This window comes from Salinarimonas sp. NSM (genome assembly GCF_052380005.1).
Taxonomy (GTDB): domain Bacteria; phylum Pseudomonadota; class Alphaproteobacteria; order Rhizobiales; family Beijerinckiaceae; genus Salinarimonas.
In genome coordinates, this window is sequence record NZ_JBQTCJ010000054.1 from 1 (window position 1) to 21,166 (window position 21,166).

At 72.1% G+C, this 21,166-nt stretch carries 19 protein-coding genes; 6 read left to right on the forward strand and 13 right to left on the reverse strand.

Going from position 1 to position 21,166, the window contains the following annotated elements:
* The coding region (locus tag ACTZWW_RS17350; RefSeq protein WP_444782228.1) for an Rne/Rng family ribonuclease at positions 1 to 1,941 on the reverse strand (1,941 nt) is incomplete at its 3' end.
* Between the two features lie 709 nt (positions 1,942 to 2,650).
* Between ACTZWW_RS17350 and ACTZWW_RS17355 the strand changes: the two genes are divergently transcribed.
* Both ACTZWW_RS17355 and ACTZWW_RS17360 read left to right on the forward strand, forming a co-directional pair.
* Complete coding sequence (locus ACTZWW_RS17355) at positions 2,651 to 3,955, forward strand: N-acetylmuramoyl-L-alanine amidase (protein ID WP_444782229.1); 1,305 nt, start codon at positions 2,651 to 2,653, stop codon at positions 3,953 to 3,955.
* Positions 3,956 to 4,084: 129 nt separating this feature from the next.
* Positions 4,085 to 6,520 (forward strand): penicillin-binding protein 1A, encoded by a 2,436-nt coding sequence (locus ACTZWW_RS17360; RefSeq protein WP_444782230.1) that lies wholly within the window; start codon positions 4,085 to 4,087, stop codon positions 6,518 to 6,520.
* Between the two features lie 22 nt (positions 6,521 to 6,542).
* Here ACTZWW_RS17360 and ACTZWW_RS17365 read toward each other — a convergent pair whose 3' ends face one another.
* The 4 genes from ACTZWW_RS17365 to ACTZWW_RS17380 form a co-directional block, all read right to left on the reverse strand.
* On the reverse strand, positions 6,543 to 7,916 hold the full coding sequence (locus ACTZWW_RS17365; protein WP_444782231.1) for an aspartate aminotransferase family protein: 1,374 nt from the start codon (positions 7,914 to 7,916) through the stop codon (positions 6,543 to 6,545).
* 44 nt (positions 7,917 to 7,960) lie between these two features.
* Positions 7,961 to 9,454, reverse strand: coding sequence for an NAD-dependent succinate-semialdehyde dehydrogenase (locus ACTZWW_RS17370; protein ID WP_444782232.1), 1,494 nt, complete (start codon positions 9,452 to 9,454; stop codon positions 7,961 to 7,963).
* Positions 9,455 to 9,588: 134 nt separating this feature from the next.
* Positions 9,589 to 9,876, reverse strand: coding sequence for a hypothetical protein (locus tag ACTZWW_RS17375; RefSeq protein WP_444782233.1), 288 nt, complete (start codon positions 9,874 to 9,876; stop codon positions 9,589 to 9,591).
* Between the two features lie 80 nt (positions 9,877 to 9,956).
* Positions 9,957 to 11,006 carry a sodium:calcium antiporter gene (locus ACTZWW_RS17380; RefSeq protein WP_444782234.1) on the reverse strand — a complete coding sequence of 350 codons (1,050 nt, stop codon included), beginning with the start codon at positions 11,004 to 11,006 and terminating at the stop codon, positions 9,957 to 9,959.
* Between the two features lie 219 nt (positions 11,007 to 11,225).
* Here ACTZWW_RS17380 and ACTZWW_RS17385 point away from each other — a divergent pair, with 219 nt between their 5' ends.
* Together ACTZWW_RS17385 and ACTZWW_RS17390 are read left to right on the forward strand one after the other, a co-directional pair.
* Positions 11,226 to 12,155 (forward strand): AEC family transporter, encoded by a 930-nt coding sequence (locus ACTZWW_RS17385; protein WP_444782235.1) that lies wholly within the window; start codon positions 11,226 to 11,228, stop codon positions 12,153 to 12,155.
* Positions 12,156 to 12,269: 114 nt separating this feature from the next.
* Positions 12,270 to 12,518 carry a hypothetical protein gene (locus tag ACTZWW_RS17390; RefSeq protein ID WP_444782236.1) on the forward strand — a complete coding sequence of 83 codons (249 nt, stop codon included), beginning with the start codon at positions 12,270 to 12,272 and terminating at the stop codon, positions 12,516 to 12,518.
* 24 nt (positions 12,519 to 12,542) lie between these two features.
* On the opposite strand, the gene dprA is transcribed toward ACTZWW_RS17390, so the two are convergent.
* From dprA to ACTZWW_RS17425, 7 genes are all read right to left on the reverse strand, one after another.
* A complete protein-coding gene (dprA, locus tag ACTZWW_RS17395) occupies positions 12,543 to 13,775 on the reverse strand; it encodes a DNA-processing protein DprA (protein ID WP_444782237.1) in 1,233 nt (410 codons plus the stop codon).
* Positions 13,772 to 14,386 carry a glycerol-3-phosphate 1-O-acyltransferase PlsY gene (plsY, locus tag ACTZWW_RS17400; protein WP_444782238.1) on the reverse strand — a complete coding sequence of 205 codons (615 nt, stop codon included), beginning with the start codon at positions 14,384 to 14,386 and terminating at the stop codon, positions 13,772 to 13,774. The genes dprA and plsY overlap by 4 nt, the downstream gene beginning before the upstream one ends.
* Positions 14,387 to 14,702: 316 nt before the next feature.
* Positions 14,703 to 15,992, reverse strand: coding sequence for a dihydroorotase (locus ACTZWW_RS17405; RefSeq protein ID WP_444782239.1), 1,290 nt, complete (start codon positions 15,990 to 15,992; stop codon positions 14,703 to 14,705).
* A complete protein-coding gene (locus tag ACTZWW_RS17410) occupies positions 15,989 to 16,345 on the reverse strand; it encodes a DUF4406 domain-containing protein (RefSeq protein ID WP_444782259.1) in 357 nt (118 codons plus the stop codon). Before ACTZWW_RS17410 ends, ACTZWW_RS17405 begins: the two co-directional genes overlap by 4 nt.
* A 13-nt stretch (positions 16,346 to 16,358) precedes the next feature.
* Entirely contained in the window at positions 16,359 to 17,303 is a 945-nt protein-coding gene (locus ACTZWW_RS17415; RefSeq protein WP_444782240.1) for an aspartate carbamoyltransferase catalytic subunit, read from the reverse strand.
* A gap of 104 nt (positions 17,304 to 17,407) precedes the next feature.
* Complete coding sequence (locus tag ACTZWW_RS17420) at positions 17,408 to 18,283, reverse strand: hypothetical protein (protein WP_444782241.1); 876 nt, start codon at positions 18,281 to 18,283, stop codon at positions 17,408 to 17,410.
* Entirely contained in the window at positions 18,280 to 18,756 is a 477-nt protein-coding gene (locus ACTZWW_RS17425; RefSeq protein ID WP_444782242.1) for an ABA4-like family protein, read from the reverse strand. The genes ACTZWW_RS17420 and ACTZWW_RS17425 overlap by 4 nt, the downstream gene beginning before the upstream one ends.
* Positions 18,757 to 18,862: 106 nt before the next feature.
* On the opposite strand from ACTZWW_RS17425, the gene ACTZWW_RS17430 reads away from it, so the two are divergent.
* Positions 18,863 to 19,501 (forward strand): TetR/AcrR family transcriptional regulator, encoded by a 639-nt coding sequence (locus ACTZWW_RS17430; RefSeq protein WP_444782243.1) that lies wholly within the window; start codon positions 18,863 to 18,865, stop codon positions 19,499 to 19,501.
* Positions 19,502 to 19,672: 171 nt separating this feature from the next.
* Positions 19,673 to 20,578, forward strand: a complete 906-nt coding sequence (locus ACTZWW_RS17435) for a GNAT family N-acetyltransferase (protein WP_444782244.1) — start codon at positions 19,673 to 19,675, stop codon at positions 20,576 to 20,578.
* Between the two features lie 16 nt (positions 20,579 to 20,594).
* Here ACTZWW_RS17435 and ACTZWW_RS17440 read toward each other — a convergent pair whose 3' ends face one another.
* Positions 20,595 to 21,101, reverse strand: coding sequence for a DUF2244 domain-containing protein (locus tag ACTZWW_RS17440; RefSeq protein ID WP_444782245.1), 507 nt, complete (start codon positions 21,099 to 21,101; stop codon positions 20,595 to 20,597).
* Positions 21,102 to 21,166: the final 65 nt, after the last annotated feature.

Here is a 21,166-nt window from a genome sequence, read left to right on the forward strand (position 1 = left end):
AGAAGCGCGGCCAGCCGGTTGGCCATCGACAGGCCCGCGGCGCCGGCGCCGGCGGCGGCGCTTGCGGCCGTCGCCGGACGCCTCGCGCTCCTCCCGGTCGCCACGCTCGGCGCGCTCGGGCTTCTCCTCGGGCTCCTCGGCCTCGTCGACCTCGGCCTCTGCCTCGGCCTCCGGCTCCTCGATCTCGATGGTGCGCACCGTCTCGGCCTTGACGCCGGTGGCGCGGCCGGCGGCGCCGACGGCGGGCTCGCCCTTGTCGATGGCGTAGGCGGAGGCGTGCTCCAGCGTCTCGTCGACGACGATCGTGATCGTCACCCCGAAGCGCTCCTCGAGCTCGCGCAGGTGCACGCGCTTCTGGTTCAGCACGTAGAAGGCCACCGCGAAGTGGGTGCGGACGTTCAGGTTGTGCGTCGCGCCCTTGAGCAGCGTCTCCTCGATGCCGCGCACGAGCGACAGCGCCACCGAGGGTGTCGCGCGCACGAAGCCGGAGCCGGCGCAGGTGGGGCAGATCACCGAGGAGCTCTCGAGCACGCCCGTGCGCATGCGCTGGCGCGACATCTCGAGCAGGCCGAAGGAGGAGATCCGGCCGATCTGGATGCGCGCCCGGTCGGTCTTGAGCGCGTCCTTGAGGCGCTTCTCGACCGAGCGGTTGTTGCGCTTCTCCTCCATGTCGATGAAGTCGATGACGATGAGCCCCGCGAGGTCGCGCAGCCTGAGCTGGCGGGCCACCTCGTCGGCGGCCTCGAGGTTCGTCTTGAGCGCGGTGTCCTCGATGTTGTGCTCGCGGGTCGAGCGGCCCGAGTTCACGTCGATCGAGACCAGCGCCTCGGTCGGGTTGATCACCAGGTAGCCGCCGGACTTGAGCGAGACCTGGTTGGAGAACATCGCGTCGAGCTGCGCCTCGACGCCGAAGGCCGCGAACAGCGGCGTCGCCTCCTTGTAGGACTTCACCGCCTTCGCATGGCTCGGCATGAGCATGCGCATGAAGTCCTTGGCCTCGCGGTAGCCGTCGTCGCCCGAGACGATGACCTCGTCGATGTCCTTGTTGTAGAGGTCGCGGATGGCGCGCTTGATCAGCGAGCCCTCCTCGTAGACCAGCGACGGCGCCGTCGAGGTGAGCGTCTGCTCGCGCACGTTCTCCCAGGCGCGCATCAGGTACTCGAAGTCGCGCTTGATCTCGACCTTGGTGCGCGAGGCGCCCGCCGTGCGCAGGATCACGCCCATGCCTTCCGGCACCTCGAGGTCCTGGGCGATGGTCTTGAGGCGCTTGCGGTCGTCCGCGCTCGTGATCTTGCGGGAGATGCCGCCGCCGCGGGCGGTGTTGGGCATCAGCACCGAGTAGCGGCCGGCGAGCGAGAGGTAGGTGGTCAGCGCCGCGCCCTTGGTGCCGCGCTCCTCCTTTACGACCTGCACGAGCAGGATCTGGCGGCGCTTGATCACCTCCTGGATCTTGTACTGTCGGCGGGGGGTGCGCGAGCGCTCCGGCATCTCCTCGAGCGCGTCGCCGCCGAGCTGCTCGACGTTGTCCTCGTCGTCGCCGCCCTCGGCTTCGTCGTCGGAGGCGTCCTCGGAGGTGCTCTCGTCGCCCTTGGCCTTGCGGGTGCGCGAGCGACGCTTGGAGCGCTTCTCCTCCTCGCTCTCGCGCTCGCGCTCGGCCTTCGCCTCGTCCTCGATCAGCGCCAGTCGGTCGGCGACGGGGATCTGGTAGTAGTCCGGGTGGATCTCGCTGAAGGCGAGGAAGCCGTGCCGGTTGCCGCCGTACTCGACGAAGGCCGCCTGCAGCGACGGCTCGACCCGGGTGACCTTCGCCAGGTAGATGTTACCGCGCAGCTGCCTGCGATTGGCGGACTCGTAGTCGAACTCCTCGACCTTCGATCCGCGAACGACCACGACCCGGGTCTCTTCCGGGTGCGAGGCGTCGATCAGCATCTTGTTCGCCATGGAAAACTCTCGACATGGCGCCGGCCGCCGCGCCGCCTCCCCGCGATCGCGCCGCCGGGCGCGCGCGAAGGCGCGGCATCCGGAGGGTCGGGGCGGGGGTGGGGGACGTCGGGCCGTGCGCCGCTGGGCGCCCGGAGCGGGCGCGCGTGGGTTGGGACGGGTGGGTGTGCCTGGAATCGAGCGTCGCGTGCGTGGAGCCGGCCTCGCCCGTCGCGGGGAGCGACGCGTCGGTGGCGGTGCGCGCGGGGATGAGCACGTCGACGAGAGGGAGATCCGTCCTCGTGCGTGCGTCCATGCCCGATGGTCCTCTTCGAATTCGATGGGCCGGACCATGCCGGTCATCGCGCTGGAGGCACGGCTCGCGCCGCGCCCTTGCGACCGCCGCCCGGATCTCGGTGTACCGGATCCCGGTGTCGTCCCGGTGTCTGGCGCTCCGCTCCGCGAAGGGCCTCGGCGCGCCGACGGAGGGCGATGAGGCCGGCTCCGCGCGACGCCGCCGGATTCGGCAAAGCCGGACGGGGTCTCTTCCATTACCGAGAAGGCCCCGCCTTTGGCAAGACGGCAGACACCTGTTGCACGAAAATCACGCGCCGGACGCACGCAACCGTGCTTCGCAAGGAACCGTTAACCACCGCCCGCCTATCGGGTAGGACGGCGTGGCCGCCGCCGAGCGCGACTCGGGTGGCGCGGACGATGCTGGGAGAAGGGCATGCGCGTGGCGCGGCCGGGAGCACGGACCTGCACGAGCGCCGGGGCTCACCGCGAGCCGCGGGCGGCCGCGATGCGCATCTGGGCGTTCCCTCTCGCGCTGGCCCTCGCGGCGCTCGCCGTCCTCGCCACCCTGCTCGCGCCCACCCAGTCCCGTGCGGCGGACGTGGTGGCGATCGCCGCCGCGATCGAGCACGCCGGCGCCGAGACGCGTCTCGTCTTCACCTTGAGCGCCCCCGTCGAGCCGCGGGTCTTCGCCATCGATCGGCCCGACCGCATCGTGCTGGACCTCCCGAGGGTCAACTTCCAGATCCCGGCGGAGGAGGGCGCGCGCGCGGGCGGCCTCGTCGCCTCCATGCGCTGGGGCCTGTTCGCCGCCGACCGGGCGCGTGTCGTGATCGCGCTGGCCGGCCCCGCGACCGTGACGGACGTCGTGGTGACGGCCCGCGACGACGGCGCGCATCTCCTCACGCTCACCCTCGCCGCCATCGACGCCGACGCCTTCGCGGCGCGCGTCGACGGCGATGCGGATGCGTTCCGCACGGCCTCGCTGCGTCCCGCCATCGCCCCCGAGCCGGCGCCCGCGGACCCGCGCCCGACCATCGTCATCGACCCCGGCCACGGCGGCATCGACCCCGGCGCGATCGCAGCCGGCGGCGTCGAGGAGGCGGACATCGTGCTCGCCTTCGCCGAGCGCCTGCGCGAGCGGCTCTCCGAGAGCGGGCGCTTCCGCGTGCTGATGACCCGCGAGACCGACGTGTTCGTGCCGCTCGGGGAGCGGGTCGGCTTCGCCCGGCGCGCGCAGGCGGACCTGTTCGTCTCGATCCACGCCGATTCGATCTCGTCGGCGCCCCAGGTGAGCGGTCTCACCGTCTACACCAATTCCGACGAAGCCTCCGACCGCGAATCGGCGACCCTCGCCGCGCGCGAGAACAGCGCCGACGCGCTCGCGGGCGTGGAGACGCAGGAGGCGCGCGACGAGGTGGCGGACATCCTGCGCGAGCTCGCCGCGCGGGAGACCCGGGGCTACTCGCACGTCTTCGCCACGACCCTCGTCGAGGGCATGGACGGCGTCGCGCGGCTCAACAAGAACCCGCACCGGCAGGCGGGCTTCGTCGTGCTGCGCGCCCACGACGTGCCCTCCGTGCTCGTCGAGCTCGGCTACCTGTCGAGCCGGCGCGACATCGAGCTTCTCACGTCGGAGGCGTGGAAGGACCGCGCCACCGCCGCCATGACGGCGTCGATCGACCGCTTCTTCGCGCCGCGGCTCGGCCACAGGGCGGACGCCGCCGCAGTTTCACCATAGATCGCTGGTCTCTCGGCCGCGATCGAAGGCGACGCGCCGCGGCGATTCCGCCGCGCGGCGCAATGGGCTAGTCTTCGCGAGATCGGCCGGCGCATCGTGCGGCGCTGGCCATGATGGATCGGATCCTGCATGCGCATCGTCCTGCGATTCTTCGGCATCCTGTTCAGCGCGGGCTTCGTCGCCTTCCTGGTCGGCGCGGCCGCGCTCGCGGTCGGGTACCTGCACTTCTCCAGCGACCTGCCGGACCACGCCCAGCTCGCCGAGTACGAGCCCGCCGTCATGAGCCGCGTCCACGCAGCCGACGGCACGCTCGTGGCGGAATACGCCAACGAGCGCCGGCTCTACCTGCCGATCGGCACGATCCCGCGTCAGCTGATCAACGCCTTCCTCTCGGCCGAGGACAAGAACTTCTACTCCCACGTGGGCATCGACCCCGAGGGCATCGCCCGTGCGGTGGTGACGAACGTCTCCACCGGCACGACGCAGGGCGCATCGACCATCACCCAGCAGGTGGCCAAGAACTTCCTGCTCTCGAGCGAGCAGACCTACGAGCGCAAGATCCGCGAGGCGCTGATCGCGCTGCGCATGGAGGCGGCGTTCACCAAGGACCAGATCCTCGAACTCTACCTCAACGAGATCTTCCTCGGCACGATCGTGCCCGGGCGCAACCTGCACGGTGTCGCCGCGGCGGCGCTCGACTATTTCGACAAGTCCGTGCACGAGCTGACGCTCGCCGAATCCGCGTATCTCGCGGCGCTGCCGAAGGCGCCCAACAACTATCACCCGTTCCGCCAGCGCGAGGCCGCGATCGGCCGGCGCAACTGGGTGATCGACCGCATGCTCGACAACGGGTTCGTCACGCAGGCCGAGGCGGACGCCGCCAAGGCCGAGCCGCTCGACGTGACCACGCGGCGGATCTCGCCGAACCTGCTCGGCGCGGGCTACTTCGTCGAGGAGGCGCGCCGCCAGATCGCCTCGCGCTACGGCGACGAGACGCTCTACGAGGGCGGCCTGTCGATCCGCACCACGCTCGATCCGCAGATGCAGTCCATGGCGCGCAAGGCGCTGATCGACGGCCTCGTGCGCTACGACGAGGAGCGCGGGGGCTGGCGCGGCGCGGTCGAGACGCTCGATCTCGCCGCGGCGGCGGACTGGGGCGTGGCGCTCGCCGGGGTGCGACCGCTCGCGGACGTGCAGCCTTGGGAGCTCGCCGTCGTGCTCGAGATCGCCGACGGCCGCGCCACGATAGGCCTGCGGCCCGAGGTCGACATCTCCGGCGCGGTGGACCCCGCCCGCGGCACGGGGACGCTGAACGCCGACGGCGTGCGCTGGACCGGGCAATCGGTGGACGGCGCCCTCGACGTGGGCGACGTCGTCTACATCGAGCGGCAGGACGCGGGCGGCTACCGCCTGCGGCAGGTGCCGCAGGTCTCGGGCGCGATCGTCGCGATGGACCCGCACACCGGCCGCGTGAAGGCGATGGTCGGCGGCTTCTCCTACGATCAGAGCGAGTTCAACCGCGCCACCCAGGCGCTGCGCCAGCCGGGCTCCTCGTTCAAGCCCTTCGTCTACGCGGCCGCGCTGGACAACGGCTACACGCCCTCGTCGATCGTGCTCGACGAGCCGATCACCATCCAGGCGGCCGGTGCGGAGGCGTGGTCGCCCACGAACTACGACGGCCGCCCCGCCGGCCCGCGCACCCTGCGATACGGCATCGAGCGCTCGAAGAACCTGATGACCGTGCGCCTCGCGCAGGACGTCGGCATGCCCCTCGTCGTCGAGTACGCGCGCCGCTTCGGCGTCGTCGACGACATGCTGCCCGTCCTGTCGATGTCGCTCGGCGCCGGCGAGACCACGGTGCTGCGCATGGTCACCGGCTACTCGATGTTCGTGAACGGCGGCAAGCGCATCCGCCCGACGCTGATCGACCGCATCCAGGACCGGCACGGCGACACGATCTTCCGCCACGACACGCGCGACTGCGTCGGCTGCGAGGCGCAGGCCTGGCAGGGCCAGGACGAGCCGCAGCTCCTGGACGACCGCGAGCAGGTGCTCGATCCGCTCACCGCCTACCAGATCACCTCGATGATGGAGGGCGTCGTCGAGCGCGGCACGGCGACGTCCCTTCAGCGCGTGGGCAGGCCGCTCGCGGGCAAGACCGGCACGACCAACGAGGCGAAGGACGTCTGGTTCGTCGGCTTCTCGCCGGATCTAGCGGTGGGCGTCTACATCGGCTTCGACCAGCCCCGCCCGCTCGGCCGCGGCGTCACCGGCGGCGGCTATGCGGCGCCGATCTTCGGCGACTTCATGGAGATGGCGCTCGCCGACGAGCCGGCGACACCATTCCGCGTGCCGCCGGGCATCAAGCTCATCCCGGTCAACGCGGGGAGCGGGCTGCGCGCCGGCGCGGGCGAGGGCAACGTCATCCTCGAGGCCTTCAAGCCCGGCACCGCGCCGCCGGACAACTACGCCATCGTCGGCTACGGCCCCGACGGCGGCGACGGCACGCTCGTGCCGCCGGACGCGCTGCAGGCGATCGGCGGGGGGACCGGCGGGCTCTACTGAGGCCCGCCGATCGGGGCGCGGCTCAGCCGAGCACCTCGCGCACGGCGCCCGCGGCGGCCGTCGCGATCGTGTCCGCCTCCTCGCGGGTGAGGCACAGAGGCGGCGCGAAGCCGAGGATGTCGCCCTGCGGCATGGCGCGGGCGATGACGCCGCGGGCCGCGAGCGCCGCGGCGACCTGCGCGCCGACCTTGGCCTGCGGCTCGAAGAATGTGCGACGCTCCTTGTCCGCGACGAATTCCACGGCGGCCAGCAGCCCGTCCCCGCGCACCTCGCCGACCTTGGCGTGCCCGGCGAGCGCATCGGCGAGGGCGCCGCGGAAATGCGCGCCGACGGTGCGCGCGTTCTCGACGAGACCGAGCTCGTCGATGAGCGCGAGGTTCGCGACGCCCGCCGCCGCGCAGAGCGGATGGGCGGAATAGGTCCAGCCGTGGCCGATCGGTCCCATCGCGTCCGAGCCCTGCACCAGCACGTCCCACATCTCCTGCCCGACGATCGAGCCCGAGAGCGGCGCGTATGCGGAAGTGAGCCCCTTGGCGATGGTGATCAGGTCCGGCCGCATGCCGTAGTGCTCCGAGCCGAACATGGTCCCGAGCCGGCCGAAACCCGTCACCACCTCGTCGGCGACGAGCAGGATGTCGTGGCGCTGGAGGATCGCGCCGATCTTCTCCCAGTAGCCCTTCGGCGGCGGCACGATCCCTCCGGTCCCGAGCAGCGGCTCGCCGATGAAGGCGGCGATCGTGTCCGGCCCCTCGTGCTCGATCAGCGCCTCGAGCTCGGCGGCGCAGAAGTCCGAGAAGTCCTCCTCGGTCATCGAGAGGTCCGGACGGCGGAAGAAGTAGGGCGCCTGCGTGTGCAGGATCGGCGCCATCGGCAGGTCGAAGGCCTTGTGGAAGAGATCGAGGCCGGTGAGCGAGCCCGTCATCACGCCCGAGCCGTGGTAGCCGCGCCAGCGCGAGACGATCTTCTTCTTCTGCGGCCGGCCGCGCACGTTGTTGTAGTACCAGACGAGCTTGATGTTGGTCTCGTTCGCGTCCGAGCCGGAGAGGCCGAAATACACCCGGCTCATGTGCGCGGGGGCGCGCTCGACGATCATCTTGGCGAGCCGGATCGCCGGCTCGGAGCCGTGGCCGACATAGGCGTGGTAGTAGGCGAGCTCGTGCGCCTGCCGCGAGATCGCCTCGGCGATCTCGGTGCGGCCGTAGCCGACGTTGACGCAGTAGAGGCCGGCGAAGGCGTCGAGCGAGCGCCTACCGTCACGATCGACGATCGTGCAACCCTCGCCGCCCACCACGATGCGGTTCGGGCTCTCGCCGCGGGCGTGCTGGCCCATGTGGGTCGAGGGATGGAAGAAGTGGTCGCGGTCCCAGGCGGCGAGCTGGTTGTCGTGGAGGTTCATCGGAGTTCTCCTGAAGCGATGATCGTCGTGCGCGCGGCGGCTCGTCAGCCGAGGTCGATGCAGGCGTATTTCAGCTCGGTGAAGGCCTCGAGCCCCGCGCGGGCACCTTCGCGTCCGAGCCCGGACTGCTTGACGCCGCCGAATGGGATCGGCGCGCCCGTGATGGAGACGCGGTTGATCGCCACCATGCCGACCCGCAGCGCCCGCGTCATGCGCAGCGCCCGGCCGACGTCGCGGGTGACGACGTAGGCGACGAGGCCGTAGTCGGAGGCGTCGGCGCGGGAGACGACCTCCGCCTCGTCGCGGAAGGTGGTCACGGCCGCGACGGGCCCGAAGGTCTCCTCGCGCATGATCAGCGCGTCGTCGGGCACGTCGGCGAGGAGCGTCGGGGCGACGAAGCGCCCGCCGAGCGGGTGCGGGTTCCCGCCGACGAGGACGCGCGCGCCGCGATCGCGGGCGTCGGCGACCTGTGCGGCGATCTTCGCGACGGCGCGATCGTGCATCATCGGGCCGATCGCGACGCCGGGCTCGAGCCCGGGGCCGACGCGCAGCGCGGCGATGCGCTCGGCGAAGCGAGCGAGGAAGCGCTCCGCGAGCGCCTCGTGCACGTAGATGCGGTTCGCCGCGAGGCAGTCCTGGCCGGACGTCGCGAACTTCGCGTCCATCGCGATCGCGACGGCGCGCTCGACGTCGGCGTCCTCGAAGACGATCAGCGGCGCGTGGCCGCCCAGCTCCATGACGAGGCGCTTCATCGTCGGCGCGCAGCGCGCGGCGATGCGCCGGCCGATCTCCGTCGATCCGGTGAAGCTCAGCGCGGCGACGCGATCGTCGTCCGAGAGGCGCCCCACGATCGTCTCCGCGTCGCCCGTCACGACGTTGAGGACGCCGGCGGGAAGCCCCGCGCGCTCGGCGAGCTCCGCCAGCGCGAGGGCGGAGAAGGGGGCGTGGTGCGAGGGATGGGCGACGATGGTGCAGCCGGCGGCCAGCGCGGCGGCGGCCTTGCGGGTCACCATGGCGCAGGGGAAGTTCCAGGGCGTCACGACGGCGACGACACCGACCGGCTCGCGCGTCACGATCGTCTGCGCGTCGGCCTTGTGGCTCGCGAAGGTCTCCGCGCCCATGCGCTCGCCCTCCGCCGCGTACCAGTCGACGAAGGAGGCGGCGTAGTCGATCTCGCCGCGTGCCTCGGCGAGCGGCTTGCCCTGCTCGAGCGTCATCAGGAGGGCGAGGTCCTCCTTCGCCGCGAGGATCAGGCGATGCCAGGCGCGCAGACGATCGCCCCGCTCGCGGGGCGGCAGCGCCGCCCATGCGGGCTGTGCCGCCCCGGCCGCCGCGATGGCGGCGTCGGTCTCGTCGGCGTCGAGCGCCGTGACCCAGCCGAGCCGGGCGCCGCTCGCGGGATCGGTGACCGCGAAGCCCTCGCCGGCCGCGCCGGCCACCCAGCGGCCGTTCACGTAGGAGAGCTCGCGCACGAGGCGCTTGTCGGCGAGCGTGGCGAGGGCGGGATGACGGTCAGGGCGCGAGACGTGCGCGGTCATGGGAGCCTCCTCGATGGGTCGCAGAGCGTGACGCTCAGGCTAGCGACGCATCCGGGAGAGGGAGGCCGTATCCGGCCCGCGCACGAGAGGGATGGTCTCGTGCGCGCCGCTGCCGGAGAGAGAGTCTCTCTCGTCTACCGCCCGCCGCGTGGCGCGAGGGGCTTGCCGACCTGGGCGGCGGAGCCGGCGGCGTTCGCGCCGTCGCGCACGATCTCCTCGCGGCTGCGGGTGCCGCGCCCGGTTCGTGCCTCCTCCCCGGTCGCGCCCGGCTCGCGGTGATCCGGGAGCGACTGCGCGTGGGCGACGGCCTCGTCTCCGAGGCTCTTCTCGCCTTCGCGCGGCGCGCGGGCGCGCTCGAGGCGGCTCTCGTCGAGGTCCTCCTCCGGGATGGGGCGGGCGCGGTCGTGCTCGTTCTGCGTCATGGCGGTGGTCCTCTCGACCGGGATCGCGGTCCGTCTCCCGAGCCAAGATCCACCGCCCGGCTAATGTTCCGCCGCCACGTTCAGGTCGTCGCCATGATCGTGGCCGCGACGGCGTAGAGGACGAGGATCGTCGCCGATTCGAAGCCGATGCCGCCGGGCCCCGCCTTCTCCCGCCGCACGAGTCCGATCAGCAGCACGCCCGTCATCACGATCGTCGCGGCGATCACGAACGTGTCGGCGGAACCCATCTCGTGATAGAGCGAACCGTCCCGGTAGGCGACGTCGGCGAAGGCGAGGAAGATCGTGTCGAAGGCGTTGCCGCCGATGATGCCGCCGACGGCGAGCGTGAGCGCTCCCCGGCGCACCGCGGCAACGGAGGTGACGAGCTCCGGCAGCGACGTCGCGACCGCCGTCATCAGGCCGCCCACAGCCGTCTCGGCGATGCCCGTACGCTCGGCGATGGCGATGCCGGTCTGGCTGATGCCGAGGCCCGCCGCGGCGACGAAGGCGACGAGCACGCCGAACTCCGCCCACAGGCGCCCGAGCGGGCGCTGCCCGTCCGGCGACTGCGCGCTCTCCTCGGCTTCCTTGTCGAGGTCCTGGGTCTCGCGCGTCATGCGCGGGAACCACATCGGCTCCTCCTTGGCGATCTTCACCAGCCGGATGCCGTAGGCGTAGCCGAACAGGATGATCAGCGTCGCGGGATGGACGCCGAGCACCGTCCAGTCCGGCCCCGCGGCCGCGGCGACCGGCACCGCGAGCAGCGTGACGAGGAGCGCGCCCTGGGAGAGGTTGGCGGCCGACGCCGCCGCGTGCTCGAGGTTGGCTCGGCGATAGAACAGGTCCGCCACCGCCAGGAACGCCGTCTGCACCGCGATGCCGCCCACCGCGTTGGCGATGGCGAGGCTCGGGTAGCCCTCGAGCGCGGCGACGACCGAGGTGAGGATTCCCGGGAGCGAGGTCGAGCCGCCGAGCAACACCGCGCCGACGAGGGCCTCGCCCCAGCCGATCCGGTCCGCCAGGATGTCGGCGCGCGCGGCGAGCAGCGTGCCGGCGATCGCGATGACGGCGGCGCTGACGAGAAAGCCGCCGATGATCCAGGCGAGCGAGACGTCGGTCAGATCGGGCACGGGACCTCCTGCAGGGCCGCCGCGCTCCGGTTCCGTGTCGCGGCGGCTCGTGCGCAAACCGGCCCGCGACGGCGACGGTTCCGCCGCGCGGCTCGGATACACGCATCGGCGCGTGCGGGGGCGCGCTTGACAGCTGCGCACTCCGGGCCCGACACAGCCGAGCATCCCGCCCGCGGCGCGCGCACCCGTGCTCGCCCCGAGCTCCCCCGAGCCTCCCAGATGTCCAGCGTCCTCGCCTCGCTCGTCCCGGTCTTCCTGGTCATCGCCGCCGGCTGGCTGGCGCGGGTCACGGGGTTCGTCGAGGAGAAGCACTGGCCGGGGCTCGAGAAGGTGACCTACGTCGTCTTCTTCCCCGCCATCATCATCGCGACGCTGGCGCGGGCGGAGCTCGCGACGGTGCCGGTCGGGGGCGTCGGCGCGGCGCTCGTCGCGGCGATCCTCGTCAACGCCGGCGGCCTCCTCGCCGCACGCGGGACGCTCGAGCGCCGCGCGGGGATCTCCGGGCCGAGCTTCACATCGGTCTTCCAAGGCTCCACGCGCTGGAACACCTTCGTCGCGCTCGCCGTCGCCGGGAGCCTCTACGGCGAGCGGGGCCTCGCCCTGATGGCGGTCGCCATCGCGGTGATGATCCCGCTCCTGAACCTCATGGCGATCGGCGTCCTCGTGCGATTCGCCGGAGGCCCGCCGCAGAGCGCCCGGGACATCGTGGTCGCGATCGTCACGAATCCCTTCATCTGGTCCTCGGCCATCGGCGTCACGATCAACGCGACCGGCCTCGTCCTGCCCGCCGTGGCGCTCGATTTCGTCGAGATCCTCGGCGCTGCGGCCCTCGCCGCGGGCCTCCTCGTGGTGGGCGCCGGGCTCGACATGCGCCGTCTCGCGCGGCCGGGGCGCGCGCATTGGCTCGCGATCGCTGCGAAGATGGTGCTCCTGCCCGTCGTGGCGGTGACGCTGGCGCGGTTTCTCGGCGTCTTCGGCGACGATCTCGTCGTCGTGGCGATCGCGTCGAGCGTGCCGACCGCCAGCGGCGGCTACATCCTCGCCAAGCAGATGGGCGGCGACGCGCCGCTGATGGCGGAGATCATCACGCTCCAGACCCTGGCGGCCATGCTGACGATGCCCGTCATGATCACGCTTCTCGCATTGTGAGGATGCACGAAAAAACGTCCTGGAGATGATCAACTTTTTGCTGTAACCAGTACCCGGGCTCGAATAGGTTGCACGAGCGCTCTGCGCATGCATCTGTCAGTCTGGAATTGGATAATGAGCTCGACCGAGAATCACGACATCGCATCCGGGACGGCCCAAGGTGGCGGACGCGGCGCGCCGCTCTCGCGCGAGGAAGCGGCCCGCTACATCGGCGCGATCACCGCAGAGCTGGGTGAGATCGCGCGCCGCTCCGACCTCGATCTCCTCGCCTATTTCCTGGAGATGGCGCGGATGGAGGCGCAGGAGCTGGTGAAGGCCGAGCGCAAGGCGGATTCCAAGGCCAGTGCCCGGGCGTCCAGATGATCGTCGTGCATACGGGCGAGGCGGCTATGCGCCTCGGGGCGTGAGCGAGACGCCCGTGCCGCCGTGGCGCTCGAGCCGGCCGGCGAGCTCGAGCTCCGTGAGCACTCGGTTCACCGCCCCGATCGGCAGGCCCGATTGGCGCGAGAGGTCGTCGATGCCGACCGGTGCCGGCCCGAGCAGCGCGAGGAGACGGGCCTCGGGGTCCGCCGCGTCCCCGAAGACGGCCGCCGCGTCCGGCGAGGCCTCCTCGAGGTCGACGCCGACGAGGGGCGCGCTCGGAGGCGGGGGCAGCGGCACGCCGAAATCGAGCCAGTCGAGCTCGTCCCATAGCGCCTCCGCCGCGATCTCGCCGGAGACTTCCCGCGCCTCCAGGCTCTCGATCCAGTTCGCATCCACCAGCGGCATCAGTGCCGAGACGACGTGATCGGCGGTGGCGCAGAGGGTCGCGCCCTCGCGGATCAGCGCGTTGGCGCCCTCCGCCCTCGGGTCCAGGGGCGAGCCGGGGACGGCGAAGACGATGCGGCCCTGCTCGTTGGCGAAGCGCGCGGTGATTAGCGAGCCCGAGCGCCGTGCCGCCTCGACCACAACGGTGCCCAGCGACAGCCCCGAGACGATCCGGTTGCGGCGCGGGAAGTCGCGCGCCTTCGGCTCCCAGGAGAACGGCATCTCGGAGAGGACGGCGCCGCCCTCGTCGAGGATGCGCGCGAGGAGCGGCTCGTTCTCCGAGGGGTAGACGCGGCCTAGCCCGCCGGCGAGCACGGCGATCGTCGCCGCCGGGGCCGCGCGATGGGCGGCCGTGTCGACGCCCCGGGCGAGGCCCGAGACGATGCCGAACCCGGCGTCCGCCAGCTCGCGCGCCAGGCGTCCCGCGAAGGTGAGGCCCGCAGCGGAGGCGTTGCGCGAGCCGACGATCGCGACGCACGGCGCGGCCAGAGCCTCGACCGCGCCGCGCACGCAGATCACCGGCGGGGCGGTGTCGACGGCGCGCAGCGCCTTCGGGTAGCCCTGCCCGGCGGAGGCGAGGAAGCGCGCGCCCACCGCGCGCGCCGCCTGCAACTCCCGCTCGACCTCGCCCGCGCTCGCGATGCGCAGGCGTCCGCGCCCGGACTTGCGGGCGAGGTCCGGCAGGGCGTCGAGCGCCGCACGCGCGCCGCCGAACTGGTTGACGAGCGCACGGAACGTGCGCGGGCCGACGTTCTCGCTGCGGATCAGGCGCAGCCAGTCGAACAGCTGGTCGTCGCTGAAAGGTGCCGTCATTTCCCCCCGATCCTGCTCTCGGAGCCGGCGAGCAACCGTCTCAGGTTCTCGCGATGCTTCCACCAGAGCAGGATTGTGAGGAAAATTGCAAGCTCCGCCATCTGTCGCTCGCCGACGTACCACAATGCGAGTGGTGCCGTCAGGCTCCCGACCAAGGCCGAGAGGGACGAGTAGCGGGTGGTGACGGCGACGAGCAGCCACGCGGCGCAGAACGCGAGCCCGATCCGCCAGTCGAGCCCGAACAGCACGCCGATGTAGGTCGCCACCCCCTTGCCGCCCTTGAACCCGAGCCAGACCGGGTAGCAATGGCCGAGGAAGGCGCCGAAGGCGGCGATCACGGCGGTATTGGGCCCCCATTGCCAGGCGATCAGCACGGCGAGCGTGCCCTTGAGCGCGTCGCCGAGGAGCGTCGCCGCGGCGAGGTCCTTGCGGCCCGTGCGCAGCACGTTGGTCGTGCCGATGTTGCCAGAGCCGATCTTGCGCACGTCGCCGAGCCCCGCCGCCTTGGTGAGCAGCAGGCCGAAGGGGATCGAGCCGGCGAGGTAGCCCAGGAGGAGGGCGCCGAGATAGTAGGGCCAGGCGAGGCCCCAGTTCATGGATTCGACGATCATGGGCGTCTCTTCGCGGGAGGATTCGTGGCGCCGGCGCGGCCGCGGGACAGGCGTCTTCGCCGATGACGGACGCGCCGCGATTCGCCTCTCCCTCGTGGAGAGGGGCTAGGAGTGTGGGGCGTCGGGCAGCGCGGACCGGTGGCCGAGGAGGCGGAGAGCGCGTTGCAGATCGGCATCGGAGGCGAGATCATCCTGCACGCCCCACACCCCCGACCCCTCTCCACGAGGGAGAGGGGAGAGCCGCAGCGCACGGCATCGACGTATCGCACGCTTCGATCGAGCGCGCTCGTGCGACGGGAAGGCATCCGACGCCGGCTCAAGGCGCGCCCGCGTAGGCCACCCGCCCGGCGACGAGCGTGAGATGGACGCGGCCCTCCATGCGCGCCTCGTCGAACGGCGAGTTCTTCGAGCGGGACTTGAGGTCGGCCTTGTCGAGCACCCAGGGCTCGTCGGGGTCGAACAGGATCAGGTCGGCGGGTGCGCCGCGGGAGAGCCGCCCCTGCTCCAGGCCGAGGATCTCGGCGGGGCGCGAGGTCATCGCCGCCACGAGCGCGGGCAGCGAGATGCGGTCGGCTTGCACGAGGCGCAGACCCGCGCACAGCAGCGTCTCCAGGCCGATCGCCCCGTTCGCCGCCTCCGCGAAGGGAAGGCGCTTGGTCTCGACGTCCTGCGGGTCGTGGTCGGAGACGATCACGTCGAGCGTGCCCTCGACGAGCGCCTCGATCAGCGCCTGGCGCTCCTCCTCGCCGCGCAGGGGCGGCGAAAGCTTGAAGAAGGTGCGGTAGCCGCCGATGTCGTTCTCGTTGAAGGTGAGCGAGTTGATCGAGACGCCGCAGGTCAGCCCGATGCCCGAATCCTTGGCGCGGCGCGCGATCTCGAGGGAATCGGGGCACGAGAGCATCGGCGCGTGCAGCCGCCCGCCCGCCAGCCGGGCGAGGCGCACGTCGCGCTCGAGCACGATCGTCTCGGCCTCCTTGGGGATGCCGAGCAGGCCCAGCCGTGCGGAGAGCTCGCCCTCGTTCATCACCCCGTCGCCGACGAGGTCGGGGTCCTCGCAATGGTTCATCACGAGCGCGCCGACGTCGCGGGCGTAGAGCAGGGCGCGCCGCATCACGCGCGCGTTCGTCACGCAGCGTGCCCCGTCGGTGAAGGCCACGGCGCCGGCCTCGCCGAGGAGGCCGAACTCGGTCATCTCCTTGCCCTCGCGACCCTTGGTGAGGGCGGCGGCGGGGAGCACGCGCACGACGGCCGTGTCGCGGGCGCGGCGCAGCATGTAGTCGACGATCGCCGGCTCGTCGACGGCTGGATCGGTGTCGGGCATCGTGACGAGCGTCGTCACCCCGCCCGCGGCCGCGGCCTCGCTCGCCGAGGCCAGCGTCTCCCGGTGCTCGGCGCCCGGCTCGCCGACGAAGGCGCGCATGTCGACGAGGCCCGGCGCGAGCACCCGCCCGTCGCAGGCGATCACCCGCGCGCCCTCCGGCGCCGGCGGCGCGGCGCCCCAGACGACGTCGGCGATCACGCCGTTCTCGACGCGCACCGAGCCGCGGCCCTCGCGCAGCCGCTCGGGATCGACGAGATGGGCGTCCTGGAGAACGAGGCTCGTCATCGGGCGCTCGGGATCTCGTCGAGGGAATGGAAGACGCGGCAGCCGTGCGCCCGTGCCGTCGTGACCATGTCGTCCGCGCCCGCCGACGGTCCGCCGATCCGCAGCACGCCGTCGCACTTGCCGACGAGGCGCCGCGCGATCGGATGGAAGATCTCGTCGAACACCGCGTCACCGATGCCCGTCGAGCCCGCCCGCTCGATCAGCGGCAGCGCGTACCATTCGCCCAGCACCGGCAGGTGGCCCGCACGGAAGAGCGCGAGCGCCGTGTCGGTCATCGCGTCGACGTTCGCCTGGATCTTCGCCGGGTCGTCCCCCGTGCCGGAGCGGTAGGGCCCGGCGACGAGGATCATCAATGCAGCCATGGTCTCACCCGTTCGGCAGATGCGAGGCCAGCGCCTCGAGGACGGCCATGCGGACCGCCACGCCCATCTCCACCTGCTCGCGGATGAGCGACTGCGCGCCGTCGGCGACGTCGGAGGCGATCTCGACGCCCCGGTTCATCGGGCCGGGATGCATCACGAGCGCGTCGGGGGCGGCGTGGGAGAGCTTCTCGGCGTCGAGCCCGTGGTAGCGGAAGTACTCCTTCACCGAGGGCACGAAGGAGCCGTGCATGCGCTCGCGCTGGAGGCGCAGCATCATCACGATGTCGGCGCCCGCGATTCCCCGGCGCAGGTCGGAGAAGCAGGGGAAGCCCAGCGCCTCGATGCCGACGGGCAGCAGCGTCGAGGGCGCGACGAGCCGCACCTTGGCGCCCAGCGCGGCGAGCAGGATCATGTTCGAGCGCGCCACCCGCGAATGAAGGATGTCGCCGCAGATCGCCACCGTCAGCCCCTGGATGCGGCCCTTGTTGCGGCGGATCGTCAGCGCGTCGAGGAGCGCCTGGGTCGGATGCTCGTGCGCGCCGTCGCCGGCGTTGACCACCGCGCAATCGACCTTGCGGGCGAGGAGGTGCACCGCGCCCGCGGAATGGTGGCGCACGACGATGATGTCCGGGTGCATGGCGTTGAGCGTCGCCGCGGTGTCGACGAGGGTCTCGCCCTTCTTCACCGAGGAGGAGGCCACCGCCATGTTCATGACGTCGGCGCCCAGCCGCTTGCCGGCGAGCTCGAAGGAGGCCTGCGTGCGCGTCGAGGGCTCGAAGAACAGGTTGATCTGCGTGCGGCCGCGCAAAGTGGACTTCTTCTTCTCCACCCGCCGCGACACTTCCACCGCTTCGTCCGCCGCATCCAGCAACGCCTCGATGTCGAGGGGCGAGAGGCCCTCGATGCCGAGGAGGTGGCGATGCGGGTAGCGGGGTCGGGCGTCGGGCATGAGAGGACGGTATAGACGCTCCGGGGGCGGGGGCAAGCGGTCGTGTGGGGCGAGGATGAAGCGGGAGAGGGGAGCGCGTAACGGCTTTCGTCCGCGGATCGATCTCAACCGATCGGCAGCGACGGGAACGGCCTCCCCGCGCGCGCCTCGATGAACGCCCAGGCGATCAGGCCGGCGTAGGCGGCCGTGCCGAGGATCACCAGCCCGCGGCCGCCGGCGCGGCCGCGCAGCGCCACCGCGGCGAGGCCGACGAGCGGGATCACATGAATCGCGTGGGTGGCGAGGAAGTGGGGGACGCGCAGGTCGCCGCGGTCGCCGGCCCAGCCGACGATCGGCCACGTCCAGGCGGGCGCGGCGCCCGCGCCGCCGACGAAGGGGCCGGCCTGCGAGGAGAGGTAGGCGGCGACCGGGACCGTCGCGGCGAAGGTCAGCACCAGGCCGCAGACGAGCGAGAGCTTCAGGGCGGGCGGGAGCCCGGTCGCGCGGTTCCCTGCGATGGCGAGGCCCACGACGAGGCTCGCGCTGGTGAGGATCACCGCGCCGAGCCCCGCGAGCTGGTAGGCGGTCGCCATCAGCGGGCTCGCCAGGTTGAAGTGCGAGGGGATGCCCGCCGCGGAGGCGCCGACGATCCAGATCATCTCGTAGGCGATGCACGCGGCCACCACGCCGACGAAGATGCGGTGCCAGCGCGCGTCGCGAACCCGCTCGGGCACGTAGCGCATGAAGAGCGCGAGCGTGCCCGCGTAGAGCGCGAGCGCGACGGCGAACTTGAGCGGCTTCGTCCACGCCGCCGCCGACGCCGCGCCCGCGACGACGCGCCCGTCGAGCGCCGCGGCGGCGAGGAGCGGCGCGACGGCCAGCGCGAGGAGCAGCGCCGTCGCGGCGTAGACCGGCGCGTGCGCGGCGGCGTCGCGGACCCAGGCGTCTCGCTCGCGGACGGGCGCGAGCCTCTGCGCGGGGAGGGCGGTGGCGGGGGTCATCGGGGGGCTCCGGGAACAGTGTCGCGGGCTGCGCGCCGGCCGGAGACGGCGCTCCAGGTCGTGCGCAGGGCGAGGAAGACGAGGAAGCCGGCGGGGCCGAACAGGAAGGTCGGCGGCAGCGCCGGCAGGATCAGCCAATGCGGCATGCCCGCGGTGCGGCCGGTGCGCACGATCCAGGCGCCGACGAGGAGATCGAAGGCGAGGTAGTGCAGCCAGCCGGCGAGCGCGACGTGCGGATCGGTAAACAGCGCCATGACGTTCGCGAGCGAATCGAACCCGCCGGGCGCGCCCGAGAAGAACGCGAGCACGAGGCCCGTGTAGGCGACGGCGAGCAGCGCCGGGATCGCGATGCCGGCCAGGACGTCGGCGAGGCGCGGCGCGAGCGGCGCGAGGAGGAGCGCCAGCCAGCCGACGAGGGCGACCGGGCCGGAGAGGGCGAACAGGGTCTCCGGATCGAGGGCGGACGGATCCATGGCGGGGCTCCTGCTGCGTCGGTCGGGGCGGGGGCAGGGTAGGGCTTATCTTGACGGCGTCAAGACTAATCTTGACGCCGTCAAGCGCAACGGCTATCGAGCGGTCATGAACGATGCGTCCGGCATCGCCCCCGCGACGGCCCGCGGGCGCGGCGGCTATCATCACGGGGACCTGCGCGCGGCGCTGCTCGCCGCGGGCGAGGCGGAGCTCGCGCAGAACGGCGTCGAGAGCTTCTCGCTGCGCGCCGTCGCGCGCCGCGCCGGCGTGAGCCACGCGGCGCCGGCGCACCATTTCGCCAGCGCCGACGCGCTCCTCACCGCGCTCTCGGCGCTCTCCTTCGAGCGTTTCGCGGCGGCGATGCGCGCCCGCGCGGACGCGGCGGGGGACGAGCCGGCGGCGCGGCTCGCGGCGATCACCTGCGCCTACGTCGCCTATGCGAGCGACAATCCGGCCATGTTCGACCTGCAATTCGCCTCGAGCCGCCCCGACCGCAGCGATCCCGCCTGGCGGGTGGCGGCGGAGGCCGCGTTCAGCGTCCTCGAGGACACGGTCGCCACGGTTCTCGCCGTGCGCGGCCGGGACGCGTCCGAGCTGGAGGAGGCGGCCGCCATGGTCTGGGCGCAGGCGCACGGGCTCGCCTCGCTCTTCGCGCGCCGCAAGGCCGGTCTCCTGTCATGCCGCACGCCGGAGGAACGAGAAGCCGCCTTCGCGCGTATCGCTCGACGCCTCGCCCGTGCGCTCTAGCCTCGCGCGCTGCGGCTCCGCGAGACGGGGTCCTCTGCCATGCCCGGCGCGCACGTGCGACATGCACGCCAGCGCTGCGCGGCGTCATGCACTTGTCAAACATGACGGGCAGGAGTCACGATCAGCACCGCCGGGCGAGCCCGGCGCCGAGCGCGAGGGGGCGACCCGACGATGAAGCTCATGTCCCGCACGCAGGCGCGCCTCCAGGCGCTGGTGGGCCGCGTCGACACGCGTTCCGATGCGCAGAAGATCGTCGACGCGCTCATCGCCGAGCGCGGCCAGAGGATCATGGAGGCCCGGTGGTGGCCGGCGGCGAAGCCGCTCGTCGAGGGCGTGCTGCGCTATCCGGAAGCGGTGCGCATGGCCGAGACGATCGCGCCCATGCCGGCGGACGCCGTGTTCGAGCATCTGTCGCAGCGCCTGAAGCTCGACGTGCGCACGCGCAACGCCGACAACCTGCCGGCGGCGGGGAAGGTCGTCATCGTCTCGAATCACCCCACCGGCATCGCCGACGGCGTGGCGCTCTGGGATGCGGTGAAGGGGCGCCGGCGCGACCTCTCGATCTTCGCCAATCGCGATGCGATTCGCCTCAACCCGCGGCTCGCCGACATCATCGTGCCGGTCGAGTGGCGCTCCGCCTTCAAGACCCGCGAGAAGACGCGCGAGACCATCCGCCTCTCCACCCGCGCCTTCGACGAGGAGCGCGCGGTGGTCCTCTTCCCCTCGGGTCGGCTCGCCTACTGGAACGACGACGAGAAGCGCCTGTGCGAGCGGCCCTGGATGTCCTCGGCGCTGGCCCTGGCGCGCCGCTACGACGCGCCGATCGTGCCGATCCACATGGGCGCGCGCAATTCCGGCCTGTTCCATTTCCTCGCGCGCGTCTCGACCGAGCTGCGCGACATGACCGTCTTCTACGAGCTTCTGAACAAGACCGGCCAGCGATTCGACATCCACTTCGGCAAGCCGATCGCGCCGCAGACGCTCGAGGGCCGCGACATCCAGGTGCTCACCGAGCGCATGCGCGCGCATTGCTTCGAGACGCTGGCGCGCGATCCGGACGCCGCGTTCGAGCCCTGACCGGCGCCCCGGTTCGTCACGAGCCCCGCTTCGCCCGCGCCAGCGCGTCCCCGAACGCGTCCGCGAAGTCCGCGCGCTCGGGCGGCGACAGATCGCGCGCGATGACGACCCGCTCCCCGCGGGAGACGAGGGCGACCGCCATCAGCCCGTAATCCTCGTCGTGCTCGCGGTCGAGGCGCGTCCAGAGCGGGTTGAAGCGCCGCTCGGAGCGTTCGCCGCGATGCGTTACCCTTCGGAAGAGCAGCTCGAGAGGCGTGAGAACCACCTCCTCGAAGCCCTTGGCCGAGCGGAAGCTCGCCTTGAAGGCGATGGCGAGCGCCACGAGGTCGAGGCCGAGGAAGCCGGCGACGGGCCAGGCTCCGAGAACGATGAATGGGATGCTCGATCCCACCGCCGCGAGGCAGCACAGGACGAGCACCAACCGCGCGCCCGAGGGCGCGAGCGAGCGGTGCGGGGTGATCGTCGCCGAGAACAGTGGGGGCGCCTCGTGTCCTCGATCGTCTCGCGTGTCGGTATCGGCCATCGGGGGAACGCCTTGCCGTCGTCGTGCGGGAGAGTATAACGCGCTCGTCGCCGCTTGGGAGTGTG